This window comes from Piscirickettsia salmonis LF-89 = ATCC VR-1361 (assembly GCF_000297215.2).
Classification (GTDB): Bacteria; Pseudomonadota; Gammaproteobacteria; order Piscirickettsiales; family Piscirickettsiaceae; genus Piscirickettsia; species Piscirickettsia salmonis.
Genome location: NZ_AMFF02000002.1, coordinates 7,761 through 25,122 on the forward strand (window position 1 = coordinate 7,761; position 17,362 = coordinate 25,122).

Here is a 17,362-nt window from a genome sequence, read left to right on the forward strand (position 1 = left end):
TTTGTAAACTAGAAACATTGAGTGTAAAAGCACAACTTAACCACTTTGCACTCAAATATAAATTACTTGTGCGGTCAAATCAAATAGCTTTTGAAGAGCTTAGGCGATTAAAATGTTTATGACCTGTGCGTAAGGTGAGTAAAAATGATATGGTCTATGATTTATGATGTTTCATTTAATGCTATGAAAAATATAATTTTTTAGTTAATAAAAATCAATAAAATAAGATTTATTAAATCTAATAAATAGTAATTTATATGTAAAGAAAAATAAAAATTAAATTTATAAAAATTATTGAAATGTTTTTAACAAAATAAGCTGAAAACTCGTGTCAATTTTTTATAGTAAATATCTGAAAGCTGATTTTTGTTTTACATAATTTTTATTTTAAAATAAAGCAATTATCCATATAAAAATTATAAATTTTAAATATGGTATTATTTTTGCACTGAGATTTTTTAATTCCTTTTAAAACATAAGGAAAATAGCTGTACTACAATTTAAATGTCGTAATTGACTAGGGTGCTAGAGCGACGGGTAAATCTCCTGGAGGCATGGGAGTATTAAAAAAATCTCGAAACTGCTAAGTTGTTTCATTATTTTTTGCTTAATTTAAGCAAAATATGGTGATTTTTTTAATTAAAAGCGGCTAACGTATGCAGCCGTTTTTTGATAATTAAGGATTTTAAGGGGCTGCCACCCTTTTAAATCCTTTTAGTTTAAATCGATTTAAATTATGGGAATTAAATCTTTAAAGGAACAAACAATGGGAAACAACGTAACACGGAACGGGAAAGCAAACAACACCCCGACCTTCCAAAAGTCATTGCTTGCGGCAAGTTTAACCCTAGCTTTGGTAGGGTTTGGTGCACCTGCGGCCTATGCAGTGACTGAAACAATTTCAGTGACTGATGCGAATACGCCTTTATCCGATGACGGTAATGATAATTCAGCAGCAACCGATGGCACGGATGGTACGGATCTAACCTTTGCAACATCAGAAGGTACTGCCGGTGCTGTTACTTTTACAGGAGATATTAAGGGGGGGCAGAGTACCACTGGTAATGCTGCAGCAGCAGGTAAAGGCTTAGATGTTATTACTAATAAAAATCTAAGCGGTACGATTACAACAACAGCCTCAAAAGTAATTAATGGTGGAGCCGCTCAAGCGCCTGCCGGTGCAGGTGCTGGTAATATTGGTGGCATTGCTATCGATTTAATGCCAACCGCAGCAGATGCTGCTAAAACGACAACCACAGTGCTTAATCTTAATTCTGTTGCCACGGGTGGTGCAGGAAGTAATGGTGATACCAGTGGTGTCGGTGGCGCTGGTGGTGTGGGCGTGAATATCAATGCCAGTGCAAACTCTGCAACAACAGTCACATCAACTGTAGCAATTACAGCCGGGGCCGGTGGTGATGGTGTGGGTAATGCAGACACTGGAGGCAGCGGTGGTGCAGGTATCGCGATTGTTGATAATACTTCAGATGCACAAACCGCTGTTAATTTAAACTTAGGTGGCAATGTCACGGGTGGACTTGCCGGTGAAGGTGCTGCAACCAACGATGGTAATGGCGGTGCAGGTATCACCTCAGCATTGGCAGCGGGTGCTTTAAACTTAACTGTGGATAGTGGCAAAACTGTCTCTGGTGGTAATCATGGTACCGGTGCAAGTGGTACTTCGCTCGCCGGTGCAGGTATCCATATTACTGGTGGTGCAGCAACCAATACGATTACCAACTCTGGCACGATTCAAGCCGGTGCAGGTGGCACAGCGGCCAGTTATGCCGATGCGGTTTCGCATGCTGGGACTGGTGCATTAACAATCACTAATAACTCAGGTGCGACAATCTCAACTTTAGGTACTGCTGCAACTCATGAGGCAATTAATTCAGTAGGCACTTTAACGGTGACTAACTCGGGTACGATTTCTTCAGCAGGTACTACAGCGATTGAGAAAGCCGCTGGGTCCGGTGCTGTTGCTATTACAAATAATAGTGGTGCAACGATCAGTGGAGGTACTAATGCGATTAATATCGTCGCAGGTGGTGCTGATGCAGATTCTGCTGTTACTAATGCGGGGACAATTACAGGCGCTATTATTAATGCTGATGTTGATAAGAAACTTAGCCTTAGTAACTCTGGAACGGTCACAGGTGCGATCACAGGTAACGGTGGTGGTCTTGTCATTAGTGATAACTCAGGTACGATTACTGGTGCGGTAACTACCTCTGCAAATAATGGTGCTTTGACTATCACACAAAGTGCTGGCGGTACTATTGATGGTGCTGTAAGTGCTGATGGCTCAGGTGTGTTGACCATTACGAACTCAGGGATCTTAGGCGTTGGTGCGGATACCATTACCGGAGGTAGTGGCGCAACTGATGCTCTGACCATGAGTGGATCAGCCGCTTCTGCAGGTACAGGTGCGATTACAGCCATTGAGACGATTAAAGTCAGCGATGGGGCAATAGCGACCTTTGGTGGTACTATTGCTGGTGTGACTGCAACCGGTGGAATTGCTGTGGGTGTAGGCGCGACTGCGAACTTTGATGCAGTGATCAGTAATAGCGTAACTGCAAGTACAGGCAATGAAACCATCAAGTATACGGGCACTGCAGGCGCAGCGAGCTTAACCCTTGATGGGGGAGCCGGCACAGCAGATGTGATTATTTTAAATGCATCTGACTTAACAAATGGTAACAATGCTACGTTAACACTGAAAAATTTTGAGCAAGTGCAAGTCTCTGGAGCTGGGACTAAGCTCGCTAATGATTTAGTCGCCAGTGGTGACCCAAATGGCATGGATATCACTGATTTCACTTTAAACAGTGGTGCGACAGGTTTTGACTCTAATGGTAAAACCATTGATGCAGCCAATGTTACGTTAAAAGGCACATTAGGCTCTGCTCTGATCTTAGGCACGAGTGCACAAACAGTCGTGATCGATGCAACTGCAGGGGCGTTGGTCTTGGGCCAAAACCTTGACGGGGGTGCGACGGGTGTCAATACGTTGACAGTACAAGGTGGTGGAAATAACGTCACTACCTCTGCACTGGCTAACTTTGATAGTTTAGCGGTTGCAAGTGGTAGCCATACTTGGACGAGTGCAGTGACTTTAAAAGGTGTTAAGACCTTTAATTTAAATACTGGGACAACATTAGTCACTGGTGGTGGAGCGAATACCATTAATGCGGCAATCAGTAACTTAAATGGTACGCTTAACGGCGATTTAACCTATGCAGCAAGCACAACGGCGGCGATTAATATTGGAGCTGGGTTTAGCACAGCTGCAGCAAATACCGCTATTGATGGTGAGAGCACCAGTGATAGTGATACGTTAACGATTACAGGGACGAGCTCGATCACGGAAAATGGCCGTCCTCAATTGGGTGTTATTAATAACATCGAAACGATTACGGCCACAGGTTTTAGCACATTGACGGGTGCGGTTAGTAATGTGACAAGCTTTACTAATAGCGGTAACTTACGTTTGGGTGAAGGTGCTGCGGCCTATACGGTGGCAAAACTGGCAAATACTGGCACTTTAGATGTTTCTAATACTACGGTTGGTAATGCACCGACGATAACGGCATTAACGGGTAGCGGTGGTATTCAGTTTAATGGTGGTAATGCGGCTGCTTTAGCTCCGCAATTAACAGCAACGGATGCGGTAACAGGTGGAAGCTCTCTTGCCTTGTTTGCTGATACTACAACCAATGCGGCCAATGGCGGTAGTAATAATGAGCAAGCGATTTTTGCTGCAGTCGGAGGTTATACACAGTCCTCAGGTAATGTCACTTTAGAGACGATCCCAAGTGTGGTAGATGGAGGAGGCCCTGCTCAATTGACCTTCACTGGCGGTGCTGTCAATCTTGCAGGGGTGAATATTGTCCCGCAAATGGCTGCACAAAATAATGCGACAGGTGTTGCCCAGCAGCAATTTACGGATGGTGAAACCGTCGCAATCATTGATGCTTCAGCAGCCAGTACCTTTACACCAGGAACGTTAGTTTCTAGCGCGTTATTGCCGGTGGCACGTAAAGCAGGTGAGTCCGGTAGCATTTATACGATTGTTGCCAATGGTGCATCGAAGTCGATTATTGAAGTTTCAAATGTTCACCATAAAGGTTTGGCTTCTTTGCTGAGTGATTATGCGAGTGCGACAGCAACGAACTTGACAACTGCTCAGGCCTTATCAAATGCAACCTTGAGCATGAATCAAACGACACTCGATCAGTTTGAAGATCAAATTGATGTCGATATTTCAGCCTCATCCGCTTTTGCGGCCGCTTCTGTGGCTTCGGCCTTCAGTGGTGCCGGTGGTAGTGTGATCTCTAATCGCTTAGCCAGTTTACAAGGCAATACAGCCCTTGCTAGTGCGAGTATGAGTGGTATTGCAACGGGTTCTGCGACGCCTAAACATGGGGTTTGGGGACAAGCCTTTGGTAATAAACTAGAGCAAGATGCTGAGGATGGTGTCTATGGTTATGATGCCAATTCTTATGGTTTAGCCTTTGGTCTTGATACACAGTTAGGCCGTAATTTCACCTTAGGTTTTGCTTTATCCTATGCCAATAGTGATGTAGATACCACGGGTAATCGTAATCAGAATACGACTGTGAAAAGCTATCAAGGAAGTGTCTACCTTGGTGTGGATGTTGACCGCTTCTTCATCAATGGTAATGCAACCTATGGCTTTACTCAAAATGATTACAGTAATGTTGTCACCGGCTTTGGTACGACTAACGCAGAATACAACGGTAATCTCTTCGCTTTCAATGCTGAGGCAGGTTATGATATCCCGTTAAATCATGCCCTGACATTGACACCGATGGGGGCGGCAAGCTATACCTATGTGAATAATGAAAAATATACAGAAACCGGGTATGCGGCTAAAACCATTGATTCTGATGCAATTCACATGATTAAAGTCGGTTTGGGTGCGCGCATAGCTTATGCGGTGCGTCAAGGTGATAACACCTTTACACCGAGTTTACAGTTAATGGCGTATCATACGGCAGCGAATCAACCAACGAGTACGTTTGTCTTCGCCGATACAGGTGGTTCACCATCAGCCAGTGGTGTGCTTGCTGAAGGGACGGATCAAGACAAAAACAGCATTGCTGCGACGTTAGGCTTGTCTTATGAGATGGCCAATCACATGACTGTTTCTGCTCAGACAGGATACGAGTGGGAATCTAGCTCAAAAGCGTATGGTGGTAACTTGAAGATCCGTTATGATTTTTAAGTGATTATCTAAACTTTAATTTTACTTATTTTAGTAAGGCAGCATTGGCTGCCTTTTTTATTGCTAATAAAATTTACTCTTAATAATGAAAGCACTAGACTTAGTAATGCACATCTGCCAATTTTAGGAGGGAATCATGAACTGGACTGATGGTTATCATACGGATTCTGAGTATGTTGCTGATTTTTTTAAAGAACTTGCACCGAATTATCTAGATTTTATCTGTGCGATTAATAAGGTTTCACCGCCGCCGACAAAAAAAAGCTTTCGTTATTGTGAGTTGGGTTCCGGTAATGGTGTGACTGCAAATATATTAGCGGCTTCTTTTCCTGAGGCTGAGTTCCATGCCATTGATTTTATGCCCGTACATATTGCAAATGCCCGTCATTTAGCTGCTGAAGCGAGGCTTAATAATATGCACTTTCATGAGGTGAGTTTTAAGGAGGCAGATCAGTTAAGTTTAAAAAAATTTGATTATATTGTTTTGCATGGCGTGTATTCTTGGATCAGCAAAGAAAATCGCTTAGCAGTGTGTGAGTTTATTAAGCAACATTTAAACACGGGAGGGATTGTCTATAACAGTTATAACAGCATGCCAGGCTGGAGTCATGTATTACCATTTCGTGAAGCGATTAATTCTATGGGGCAAAGTCATAATGCGCATACGGTGGCAAAAGTTCATATTGCACGAAATTATATTCAAAAATTGAAAGAGAAAAATGCGGCTTTTATTCGCTTGAACCCACAAATTGAGCAGCAAATTGGTGAACTCGAAAAACTTAAAGAAAAATATCTAGCTCAAGAGTATTTGAACCAAGATTGGAATCCATTATATGTCACTGAAATTATGAGTGAAATGGGAGAAGCTAAGTTAAGCTATATAGGCTCTGCGACACTTTATGATAATTATAATCAGTATCAGCTGACAGCGGAGCAGATCGAATTAGTGAATGAACAGCCGACAGTGCCGATGCGTGAATTCACGAAGGATTTATTAGTCAATAAAAAATTCCGCCGTGATATTTATTGTCGAGGTGCAAGAACATTAACAGATAAAGAGCAAATTAAAATTATTGAAGGTTTTTCGCTCACGCTAATCTGTCAACCTGAAGATGTTAAATTAAAAGTGACCATTGATATTGGTGAGGTGTCTTTAAATGCAGAGAGGGCTTTGCCAGTGATTGCTGTACTCAAAGCAGGGGTGATTGACATTAAAACACTCGTGAAAGTCACAGGCTTTAGCTTAAGTGACGTAATGAGTGTCGTGACGGTCTTATTAATGAGTAATCAGGCGATTTTAGTTAACCCCATTAAGTCTCAAAAATCAATTGAAAAGATTAATCAAATTATCTCAGAGCGCGCGTTTTCTGATCAGGCATTGAGCTTTTTTGCTTATCAAGGTACGGGCTTGAGTATTAGTCCGGAAGATCAAGTGCTGCTGAAACATAGTGAAAAGCTAAGTGGTAGTCAGCTGGTGAGAAAAATGCTTGAAGAGATGAAGTCGCATAACCGCGCTTTTATTGCTGAAGGTGAGTTAATTCAAGAGCAAGAAAAAGCTGTGGCCCATACTGAAAAGCTGGTTCAGGAATTTGAAGAGAAGAAAAAGCCATTATACCAGCAGTTAGGTTTAATCAGCCCGGCTATAGAGCCAACTGATTAATATAAATAAAAAATGTAAGATAATAAATGAGGAGGCTATGACAGTCTCCTTGATGTTTAATTATTTATTGACTTTATAGTGATAATAAGATGGGTGATAGATACGTCTTGTTTTAAGGCGTGCTAGGTTTATTGCTTTTGTGAAATTTATAAATGATTGATTGATAGTTAATTTTTATTAGGGGCTGTTATCTTTAACATACTGTTATGATGCTTCCCTGGATGGAAGGCATGTTAAGCTAGCTGAAATATTTGACATTTTTTTAGTTTCTGCTGACTGATTAAAGAATAAAAATTCGCCTGTATTTACTTTATTAATCAAATTGGCAATACCAAGAGTCAAACAGAGGGTTAACGCATTAACCGCTACTTTCAATAATTTTCTCGAGTAGGTGTCATCCAGAACTTTAATGCATTGATTTTCTGCTGCTTGAAGCTCTGTTATAAAACAGTTTTTGTCTATGTGACCTGTTTGGTAGTTAACAAAGCTGGTTACTGCTGCTGCCTCATATTGAGCAATCGCCGCTTTTCTAGGACCAGAGTGATTAATAGGTAGTTTGAGTGCATCCAGCTTGCGTCTAAACTCATCCACTGTTATTGCGATGGTTACTTCTTTTGATAAATCACAATGCTCATCCAACCCCATTTCTTTTTTAAATAACTTTGCTACTTTTAATGAGCTTGTGCGCTCTTGCTCGATTTCAACGAGGCAAAAAAACCATGCAGCATACGCTGCGAGCCATGGAGGCGAGGTAGCGACGCTTACGGAGCCTTAATTTTTCATCAACATCGATCGGGTCTGAATCTGGAGGGTTAAAAGAACTTAGATTTTCTACTAATCTTTTTTCATTTAAAATATTTTGACTCGGCTCACTTGCTAAGGAGGGATCTAAATCAAGTGCTTTGTCAAATAAAATTAGTCCATAATTCCACCTGTCAAGCTAGGTTCAGACTTTCACACTTGCTGGATTAGCAGCCTACTGTCTTCAGGAGAAGAAGCCATCGCTTAATATCCAGCGTAACCTATTGACCAACTGAGTTATATCGAACTCACGTTAATTTAAGGCTTTGCTGACAATTTCATAAACGTCTTTGCATAGCGCTGGTGTATTGGCAATTGATTCGAGTGAGGCTTTCATCAGTTTGCTACGTTGCTCATCATAACGACGCCAGTTCATTAATGAACGGACTAGACGTGCGGCAACTTGTGGATTAATCGCTGAAAGCTCTTGGACTTTTTCTTCAATAAAGTGATAGCCTGAACCATCTTTTGCATGGAAGTGTTTCATATTGGCTGCAAAACCAACTAAAAGGGCATAGACGTTATTCGGGGTTTTAATATCAAAAGCCGTATGTTGAGTGAGTGCTTTAACATCCGTTAAGGTTGGTTCTGCACTGCTGCGCGCTTGAATCATCAGCCACTTATTAACGACCAATTCATGATGTTGCCATTGTTGATAAAAGGCGGCTAACACTTGTTGGCGCTCAGGTTGATTCGTATGGCTAAGGGCTGCAAGGGCCGCAAACTGGTTTGTCATATTATTGGCTTGGTTAAATTGATCAACTGCTAAGCAAATATGGTCAGGATGGTCATCGAGCTCTAAGAGGTAGCTTAGACAGATATTTTGTAAGGCGCGTCTGGCGATATCTTTTTGGCTTAAACTATAGGCTTTAATACGATGACATTGAGTATAGATGGCGAGGAACTCTGGCTTTAAACGCTCAGCCAAGGTATGTACAAGAATCTTGCGTGCTTCTAATAGCTCATCGACCCAAATAGTCGGCATTTCCTCAGCTAAAGCTTGCACGGTTGGAATACGCACTGCTTCAGTAATAAATGCGGCATCTAAGGTGGCTGAGGTTAAAATGTTGGCAAAGGCCTGAATGAGTTTGTCAGAAACAATAACCGTTTGATTAGCACGCAGCTGGTCAACCGCATTTAAAATAAAGCGCTTGAATAATGTTTGTCCAGCATCCCAGCGATTAAAGGCATTATTATCATGTTTAAATAAAAAACAGAGCTCGTCTTCGCTATACGGGTAATGCACTTTGACTGGCGCTGAAAAATCGCGCAGTAAGGAAGGAATGGGTTTAGTGCTGATATTATCAAAGTGAAATTCTTGTTCTGATTCTTGAAGATTTAAAATCAGTTCTTTTAAAGGACGATGATTAGGTTGTTGAGGGCTATATTCGTTATTACACTCTTTGCTAAGGTTTAGCTCTAGCGCGTCACCTTCGGCATCAAGTAAACCGACTTTAACTGGAATATGCATTGGTTGTTTCTGCGCTTGTCCAGGAGTTGGTGGGCAATTTTGCTTAACGCGCAAAGTATAACGCTGTGTGTGCTCATCATAATCATCGGTAATATGTAAGGTGGGTGTGCCGGCTTGACTGTACCAGAGTTTAAATTGATCCAGTGATCTTTGATTGGCATCTTCCATTGCACTGACAAAATCATCGCAGGTGACCGCTTGGCCATCATGGCGTTTAAAATATAGCTGTATACCCGCTTGAAAGCCTTGCTCGCCAAGCAAGGTATGGAGCATGCGAATGATTTCTGCGCCTTTGTCGTAAACTGTAACCGTATAGAAGTTATTCATTTCTATATAAGACTCTGGGCGAATCGGGTGGGCCATGGGGCTGGCATCTTCGGCAAATTGAGCACTACGAATGATATTGACATCTTGAATGCGTTTGACTGCACGCGTATTTAAATCTGATGAGAATTCTTGATCGCGAAATACTGTAAGACCCTCTTTTAAGCTCAGTTGAAACCAGTCACGGCAGGTGACGCGATTACCCGTCCAGTTATGGAAATATTCATGGCCAATCACTGATTCTACAGCGAGAAAATCACTGTCTGTCGCGGTTTCGGCTTGGGCGAGGACATATTTAGTATTAAAGATATTTAGCCCTTTGTTTTCCATTGCTCCCATATTAAAGTCAGATACGGCAACAATCATGTAAATATCCAGGTCATATTCTAGATTAAAGCGCTCTTCATCCCAACGCATAGATTTTTTTAATGATTCAAGAGCGTGTTGACATTCATTAATCTTGCCATGTTCAGTATAAATTTCTAAAGCGACTTTGCGATCAGAGCGAGTTATAAATTGATCACGTAGACAATCTAAATCACCTGCAACCAGAGCAAAAAGATAACTAGGCTTTTTAAAAGGGTCTTGCCAAACAGCAAAATGACGACCATTGTCCAAAGGGCCTGAGTCAATTTTATTGCCATTGGAGAGTAAAACAGGGTATTTTTTTTGGTCAGCAGTGATACGCGTGGTGAATGTTGCCATGACATCAGGACGGTCTAGATAATAGCTAATGCGGCGAAAGCCTTCAGCTTCGCATTGGGTACAGAACATACTGCCAGAGCGATAAAGTCCTTCAAGGGCGGTATTTTCTTGCGGTTTAGTTTTCGTGATGATTTCAAGTTCAGAGCGTTCAGGCAGGTTATGTAAAGTAAGGTCTATATCTGTGAGGGTGTAGTCATTTGGCTGCAATACTGTTTGATTTAAGCGCAGGCTAATAAGCTCTAAATGCTCGCCATTCAGTACCAGTTTATTATTAGGTGCAGGGTGTGCTGAATTACGCTCAAGGCCAAGCGTTGTTGTAACTAAGGCATGATCTTCATAAAGGTCAATAGTAAGGTCGGTGGTATGAATCCAGTAATTAGGGGGGATATAATCTTTTAAAAACTTTTCTTTCACCTGGCTCATGGTATCTTCCTATAGTGGCTAATGATTGAGTTTAAAATAGCTAAAATTTCTTACCACTCTAACAAAGCTGGCACGGTGAGGGAAGCGCTTTAACTAGGGTATTAAAGCGCGAGTTTAACGTGGGTTTTGAAAAAGAGGGGTGTGAATCATTGAGTTTTTATGAGGGTGTTATGAAAACAGTACAATTAAGCAATGGAAAAATACGGCTTGGTTATCTTGTTGATGCTGGGCCACGCTTGACGTATTTGGCATTAAGTGATGACATTAATATTTTTGCCGAGCTAAGTGTAGCAAGTAAAGTGACGACAATCGCGGGTGATTTTATTTTCTATGGTGGTCATCGTTTATGGCATGCTCCTGAGGCCAAACCACGCAGTTATATGCCCGATAACATGCCACCTGAATTGCTTCAAAGTGATGACTTAACAGTGACAATGACAGGCCATATTGAAGCATACACAGGCTTGCAAAAACAGCTGCGCTTAAAGATGCATCAGAATCAGGCTGAATTAGCGATTGATCATGTAATTTATAATCATGGGCTTTGGTCAGTTGAGTGTGCACCGTGGGGAATTACGCAGTTTAAAACCGGCGGTGTAGCAATTTTACCGCAATATAATCAGCCGTTTGATGAGCATGGCTTATTGCCTAATCGTCAGCTTAACTTTTGGCCTTACAGTGATTATCAAGATGAGCGCTTAGAGTTGCACCACCAGGCTATTCTCATTCATGGTAAACCACTGGTGAAGCCCTTTAAAATTGGCTATTTAAATTTGCTTGGTTGGTCGGCTTATCTTTATGGCAATACCCTGTTGATTAAGCAATTTGCGGTTGATGATTTGGCCAGACATCCTGATTTTAATTCAAACAATGAGGTTTATAGTGATCAGCAATGCCTGGAGCTAGAAACCCTAGCACCGTTAAAAATGATTTCACCTGGGCAATGTCATATTCAAAAAGAAATTTGGCGTTTATTTAATGTTGCAGGTGATACGATTCAACGTACACCTGAGTATTTGTTAAAGCTTTGTATAGATATATTGAGTGATTAAAGTGATAAAGTTAAAACTGCATTTCGATCACCTGATCAGGAATAATCAGCGTTGCGGCAGTTTTTTGTTGAATTTCCTCACAGCTTACTCCCGGCGCACGTTCAAGGAGGTGAAACGCACCATCGACTAACTTTAATACGGCAAGGTCGGTGACTACCGTTGTTACGCAGTTAACCCCTGTGAGTGGTAGGGTACATTCTTTGAGAATTTTAGATTCGCCGTGTTTATTCGCGTGAGCCATAGCAACGATAATATTCTCAGCACCAGCGACTAAATCCATGGCACCACCCATGCCTTTAACGAGCTTGTTGGGAATCATCCATGAGGCAATATTACCTTTTTGATCCACTTCAAAGGCACCTAAGATGGTTAAATCAACATGGCCACCACGAATCATGGCAAAACTTTCGGCAGATGAAAAAAAAGCGGCGCCGGTTACTGCTGTGACGGTTTGTTTGCCAGCATTAATTAAGTCCGGGTCGATTTGTTCTGCTGTTGGAAACTCTCCCATGCCGAGCAGGCCATTTTCAGATTGCAGTAAAATATCCATATCATTGGGGATATAGTTAGCGACGAGGGTGGGGATGCCGATGCCAAGATTAACGTAATAACCATTTTTGAGCTCTTTAGCAAGGCGCTGGGCAATGTGTTCGCGGGATAATGCCATGTGTCTTTCCTTGTTTATTTTTAGGCTGTTATTTTAAATTTGTATCAGAATGTTTAGATAGTTTTTCTATGTAGTTTTAACCGTACGTTGCTCGATGCGCTTTTCAAAACTACCTTGAATTAAACGTTGTACATAAATGCCGGGTGTGTGAATTTGATTTGGGTCTAATTCCCCTGGTTCGACAATTTCTTCAACTTCAACAACAGTGATTTTACCCGCGGTTGCAATCATTGGGTTAAAGTTCATGGCGGTATTTTTATAGATTAAATTACCCATAGTGTCGGCCTTCCAGGCTTTAACTAGGGCAAAATCGGCATGAAAAGCCTCTTCTAGAATATAATCCCGATTATTAAACTGCTTGACTTCTTTGCCTTTGGCTATGTCAGTGCCGACCCCCGTGGCCGTATAAAAGGCTGGAATACCAGCGCCACCAGCGCGTATTTTCTCAGCGAGAGTGCCTTGTGGGGTTAAGACAATTTCAAGTTCGCCATTTAAGACTTGTTGCTCAAATAGAGCATTTTCACCGACATAAGACGCATACATTTTTTTAATCATTTTTTTTTGTAACCAAAAGCCTAAGCCAAAGTCATCAACACCAGCATTATTAGAAATACACGTTAGACCCGTTGGTTCAAGTTCAGCGATTTTTTTAATTAAGCCTTCTGGAATACCACATAAACCAAATCCACCAATCATGATGGTCATATTATCGCTCACACCTGCAAGTGCTTCATCATAGGAAGCAACAACTTTATTAAATCCTCTCATTATGACTCCTTTTTTTGCAGCTCTATAATTAGACTCTTACTACTCTAGCAAAATCTAAGCTAAATATCTTTAATCCTTTGTTTTATGTGTTTTTAAAGTATATAGACAATATCTTTATTTATGATGATTATCATTAATAAATTTATAAATAAGCGTGAATAATTGTTCAACTTGTTTAGGGACAACCTTATACAAGCTCATAAAGGCATGAATCATTTTAGGGATATTGGTTAATTCTGCATGGATGCGATGCTCTTGTAGTTTTTGATGATAACGTATACCTTCATCACGTAATGGGTCTAAATCTGCAGTAATGATTAAAGTCTTTGGAAGTGTAGAGGGTGTAGGTTGAAGCAATGGTGAGGCGGCAATACGTTCTGACTGATCAGGACTGTTAAAATAATGATGAAAATAAAATTCAATCGTTTTTCTTTCGAGGAAATAAGACTGCTGGTAGTGATGGTGGGACGGTGAAGAAGAGGTGAAATCCAAACTGGGATAGATTAAAATTTGACCAGCGATGTTGATATTATTATGTAGTTTAAGTGTGGCAAGAGCGGTTAAATTACCACCTGCACTGTCTCCGGCGATATAAATGTTACGTTGATCAAATCGCCTAGATAAATGCTCTATTGCACATAAACAATCATTTAGACCTGCTGGATAAGGGTGCTCAGGGGCTAAGCGGTATTCTATGGCAATGACAACGGCTTGGCAGTGATTGGCGATGGCGCGTAAGGTTGTATCATAGTCATTAATTGAGCCTATCATATGACCTCCACCGTGTAGATAAATCATAATAGGCAATGTATGGTGGTGTTCTATCGGTAGATAAGTACGAGTTGGGATATCGTATTCATCGGTGTGAAGTGTACTGTTTTCAACCTGATATAACTCTTCATGGGGGATGCTAAAATTTTGGCATAGTTTGCTAAATGCAGCGCGTAAAATATCAGGGCTTAGCTCAACTATACGGTTGTTATTAATGTAATTTAGAAATTCAGCAAAGGGGGTTTGGCTTTTGTCAAAAATCATACATTGATACTCTGATCACTTTTATAAATTAAGCAGATATTATTTTTATATAATATCATGGCCTGAGGTTGATGATAGCACTAAATTAATATGGCACACTGGTAGTGTACCCAAGAAGTTGCCTTGATGTAATGACAAAAAATGGACCCCAAGCAAGGCTTATATTAAAGCGATTGATCGAAAATGCAAGCAAGTGTTCAAGTAGTAAGCGTTGGATACTTATACCGAGCTTACGTTAATGTTGTTTTTTTATTTTCTTGGCTAGTTGATGTATTGTTCACTTTAAACTGACTGATCAGGAGAGCTAAGTTTGAGCTGAGCTCTGACAGTGATTGACTCATTTTTGTCGTCTGACTGGTGGAGGTATTGGCTTCTTTAGCTAATTGGCTAATTGAGTTAATTTGTTCGTTGACATTATCACAGCTGGCGCTTTGTTTGCTGATTGATTCACTAATTGTGCTGTTAGTTTTTGAAATTTCACCGACGGAGTTAATGATGATTGTTAAAATATCCGACATTTTTTGTGATTGTTCTACTGTTTGTTCAGTACTTGCTTTACCTTTTTCCATCGCCTCAACCGCTTTGCTTGCATGTGAGCGCAGTTCCATAATCAGATCATCAATTTGGCCGGCAGACTCTGCGGTACGTTGAGCGAGACCGCGCACTTCATCAGCAACAACAGCAAAGCCACGCCCCTGCTCGCCAGCGCGTGCCGCTTCGATGGCTGCATTTAAGGCAAGCATGTTGGTTTGTTCAGAAATCCCTTTAATGACATCGAGAATGCTCCCGACATTATCACTGGACTCACTTAAGGTGCCGATAATCTGTGAAGTGGTATTGACCTCATTGGCGAGACCTTTAATAATATCGCGCGTTTGTGTCAGCATTTGCTGACCTTCTAAGCTCTTTTGGTTGGCATTTAAGGCTGATTCAGCGACTGCTTCTGCTTTTAGGACGATGGCTTTTATAGAATCATTCATCGTATTCATAGCGCTTGAAGCGTGTGTCGATTTTTGTGCTTGTTTATCGAGCTGTTCTTGTGTGGCCGACATGGTGCTCGACATTTCAAGGGCCGCATGGTCGACCTGATGAGTGGCTTTAGTGATTTCAGCAATCAGTTTACCGGTGTTTTCTTTGAGTGTTTTTACCGCAAGGCCAATTTGGCCAATTTCATCATGACCTGAGGTGTGCAGTGGGTGAGTAAAATCACCTGCAGCAATGAGTTTTAAATCATGCGTTAAATTTTGTACACGGCGAATAATCATCACTTTAATTAAAAAGGCATAGATGATCGTGCCAATAATGACCGCGAGGGTAATCAGAGTCATAGTTAAAATAATCACCTGCTGCTTTTTCTTGACGGCAAGTTCAGTATCGGCGAGTAGCTGCTTGGAAATTAAATGAGCCACCTCGGTTAGAATTTTAATGGGTTCACGGTCGATACCGCGAATAGCTGTATCACCCGCTTCACTATTAAAATTACTGTGTTTAAAATGCTCAAAGCCTTGTTGATATTTCTGGCTAAGTACTTTGTGTGCTTCGGTAAATTTTTTAAGTTGGTTTGCCAGTGAGTGCAGTTGTAAGCGGTTAAGCTCTTTTAGCAAGTCATTGCTTTGTTGTTGCACTATTTTTTCTTGATTTTTAAATTTGCTAATATACTTTTCACGATCTGCACTATTTTTGCCACGCAAGAGAACATTTTTCCATTCTTGAACTTGCTCTTTAAAGTGCAGACTGATGACTAATATCTTTCGCTCTTGATTTTGGCCGGTTTCGATGATTTTAACGAGGTGGTTCATTGAAGACCACATTGCAATGAGTCCATATAAGCTTGCACTGATAATCAATGTGCCGACAATTGCAGAGATACTGAGGAGCTTAATGGTTAAATTACTGAATTTAGCATTCGAGAAAAAGCGCATCATCATAGTCGGGCCTTTTTACGCAGGTGTTATTAATAGTATTGCTAGAAATCTGTGTTTTTAAAGGAACATCACTTTTCTGATTCATCATATTCTTTAGTAATAATGCCAAGACGGTCTTGGTAGGCATAGCTGGCGTAGGCTTGATTAATCAGTTGTTTAATTTTTCCTTGTTGAATCATCTGGGCGAGTTCTTGGCTAAAGCGTTGATAGAGTTGCTTGCAGCTGGCGTGCTTGGCAAAGGCAAAATAGATTCCAGCAGCCGAGAATGGTTTGTCTAGAGCAATAATTGTTTTGCTGAACTCTTTTTTGATCTCGATAATACCGGTGAATTTGGGAGCAATAACATAATCAATACGGTACTTGGCAAGTTTATGAAAGGCAAGGTTGACGCGCTGTATCGGCTGGACTTGCAGCTTGTCATTGAGAATCTGATCAAGTTCTGGGTTGCCGGTAGTTGTACCTAAGGTGCTGGCGCCTTTTTTACTTTTAAGGTCATGCCAGGAGTGAAAAGAGAACATTTCACCTTTACGGGTAAAAACAGCGAGTTCGTCATAGGCGTAGGCCGGTTGAATATAGTGCAGGTATTGTGTACGTGGTGCAGTGTAAAAGATACTGGTGGTCATATTGATTGTAGGGTTACTCTGTAAGGCGTCTAGCATGGCAGGAATACTGCCTAAATTTTTTGTTGTTACTGCAATATTTAGCTTGTTGAAAATGGCTTTAGCAATATTTACCCCAGCACCATCAAGCTGATTATGGACAACCCACTCAATGGGTGGATAAGATGGATGACCACCAATGGTGATTTGTTTACATGTCAACGCGTTCTCTGAGTCTGGCTGTTTTGTTTTTAATGGTGATTGAGCAAAACTTAAACTGCTTAGTAGTGAATGAGCAAGTAAGAAGATGAACATTAGCATTAATAAAAATACGTTAAGGCTCTGGTTATAGAGTAGCTGATAAAAGCGTGTTACTTTGATTTTCATTCACTATACCCAATACCGCAATATCTATATTATCTGTATCTGTCTATATCTATAGATCCAGCTTAAAATCTGCAAATTTAAGGTGTGCCTCGCTTAAAGAATAGCTAAAATTCATTGCTTCGCTTAATACGTGATTAATGTCTTGCCGGTAAAGTAAATCCGCCCTCCGTCATCTGAAGTGCAACACTACTCTATACTAAGCCGCCATCAAATACTCTAAAAAAAAACATGATTAGGTGAGCAATAATTCAAACTCGCTCTTCTTCTGGTGTTCAATGTATGCTCTATTTTTTG

At 41.0% G+C, this 17,362-nt stretch carries 10 protein-coding genes and 1 pseudogene; 4 read left to right on the forward strand and 7 right to left on the reverse strand.

What is annotated here, in order from left to right; all coding sequences use genetic code 11:
• From C200_RS16820 to C200_RS00065, 3 genes and pseudogenes are all read left to right on the forward strand, one after another.
• Positions 1 to 122 (forward strand): annotated as a pseudogene (locus C200_RS16820) (IS701 family transposase); the annotation flags it as partial.
• A 644-nt stretch (positions 123 to 766) separates the two neighbouring features.
• Positions 767 to 5,251, forward strand: coding sequence for a beta strand repeat-containing protein (locus C200_RS00060; protein WP_051307353.1), 4,485 nt, complete (start codon positions 767 to 769; stop codon positions 5,249 to 5,251).
• Between the two features lie 136 nt (positions 5,252 to 5,387).
• Entirely contained in the window at positions 5,388 to 6,911 is a 1,524-nt protein-coding gene (locus tag C200_RS00065) for a class I SAM-dependent methyltransferase (RefSeq protein WP_016211255.1), read from the forward strand.
• 204 nt (positions 6,912 to 7,115) lie between these two features.
• On the opposite strand, the gene C200_RS00070 is transcribed toward C200_RS00065, so the two are convergent.
• Together C200_RS00070 and pepN are read right to left on the reverse strand one after the other, a co-directional pair.
• The gene (locus tag C200_RS00070) at positions 7,116 to 7,550 is read right to left on the reverse strand and encodes a hypothetical protein (protein WP_211250918.1); all 435 of its coding nucleotides are present in this window, start codon (positions 7,548 to 7,550) and stop codon (positions 7,116 to 7,118) included.
• A 415-nt stretch (positions 7,551 to 7,965) separates the two neighbouring features.
• Positions 7,966 to 10,635, reverse strand: coding sequence for an aminopeptidase N (pepN, locus tag C200_RS00075; RefSeq protein ID WP_016210989.1), 2,670 nt, complete (start codon positions 10,633 to 10,635; stop codon positions 7,966 to 7,968).
• Between the two features lie 170 nt (positions 10,636 to 10,805).
• Here pepN and C200_RS00080 point away from each other — a divergent pair, with 170 nt between their 5' ends.
• Entirely contained in the window at positions 10,806 to 11,687 is an 882-nt protein-coding gene (locus tag C200_RS00080) for a hypothetical protein (protein ID WP_016210990.1), read from the forward strand.
• A 10-nt stretch (positions 11,688 to 11,697) separates the two neighbouring features.
• Here C200_RS00080 and C200_RS00085 read toward each other — a convergent pair whose 3' ends face one another.
• The 5 genes from C200_RS00085 to C200_RS00105 form a co-directional block, all read right to left on the reverse strand.
• Positions 11,698 to 12,354, reverse strand: coding sequence for a CoA transferase subunit B (locus C200_RS00085; RefSeq protein WP_016210996.1), 657 nt, complete (start codon positions 12,352 to 12,354; stop codon positions 11,698 to 11,700).
• 66 nt (positions 12,355 to 12,420) lie between these two features.
• Entirely contained in the window at positions 12,421 to 13,122 is a 702-nt protein-coding gene (locus C200_RS00090; protein WP_016210992.1) for a CoA transferase subunit A, read from the reverse strand.
• A gap of 114 nt (positions 13,123 to 13,236) precedes the next feature.
• Complete coding sequence (locus C200_RS00095; RefSeq protein ID WP_016210995.1) at positions 13,237 to 14,157, reverse strand: alpha/beta hydrolase; 921 nt, start codon at positions 14,155 to 14,157, stop codon at positions 13,237 to 13,239.
• 230 nt (positions 14,158 to 14,387) lie between these two features.
• A complete protein-coding gene (locus C200_RS00100) occupies positions 14,388 to 16,085 on the reverse strand; it encodes a methyl-accepting chemotaxis protein (RefSeq protein ID WP_230383359.1) in 1,698 nt (565 codons plus the stop codon).
• A 65-nt stretch (positions 16,086 to 16,150) separates the two neighbouring features.
• Positions 16,151 to 17,068 carry a substrate-binding periplasmic protein gene (locus C200_RS00105; RefSeq protein WP_016210991.1) on the reverse strand — a complete coding sequence of 306 codons (918 nt, stop codon included), beginning with the start codon at positions 17,066 to 17,068 and terminating at the stop codon, positions 16,151 to 16,153.
• Positions 17,069 to 17,362 lie beyond the last annotated feature (294 nt).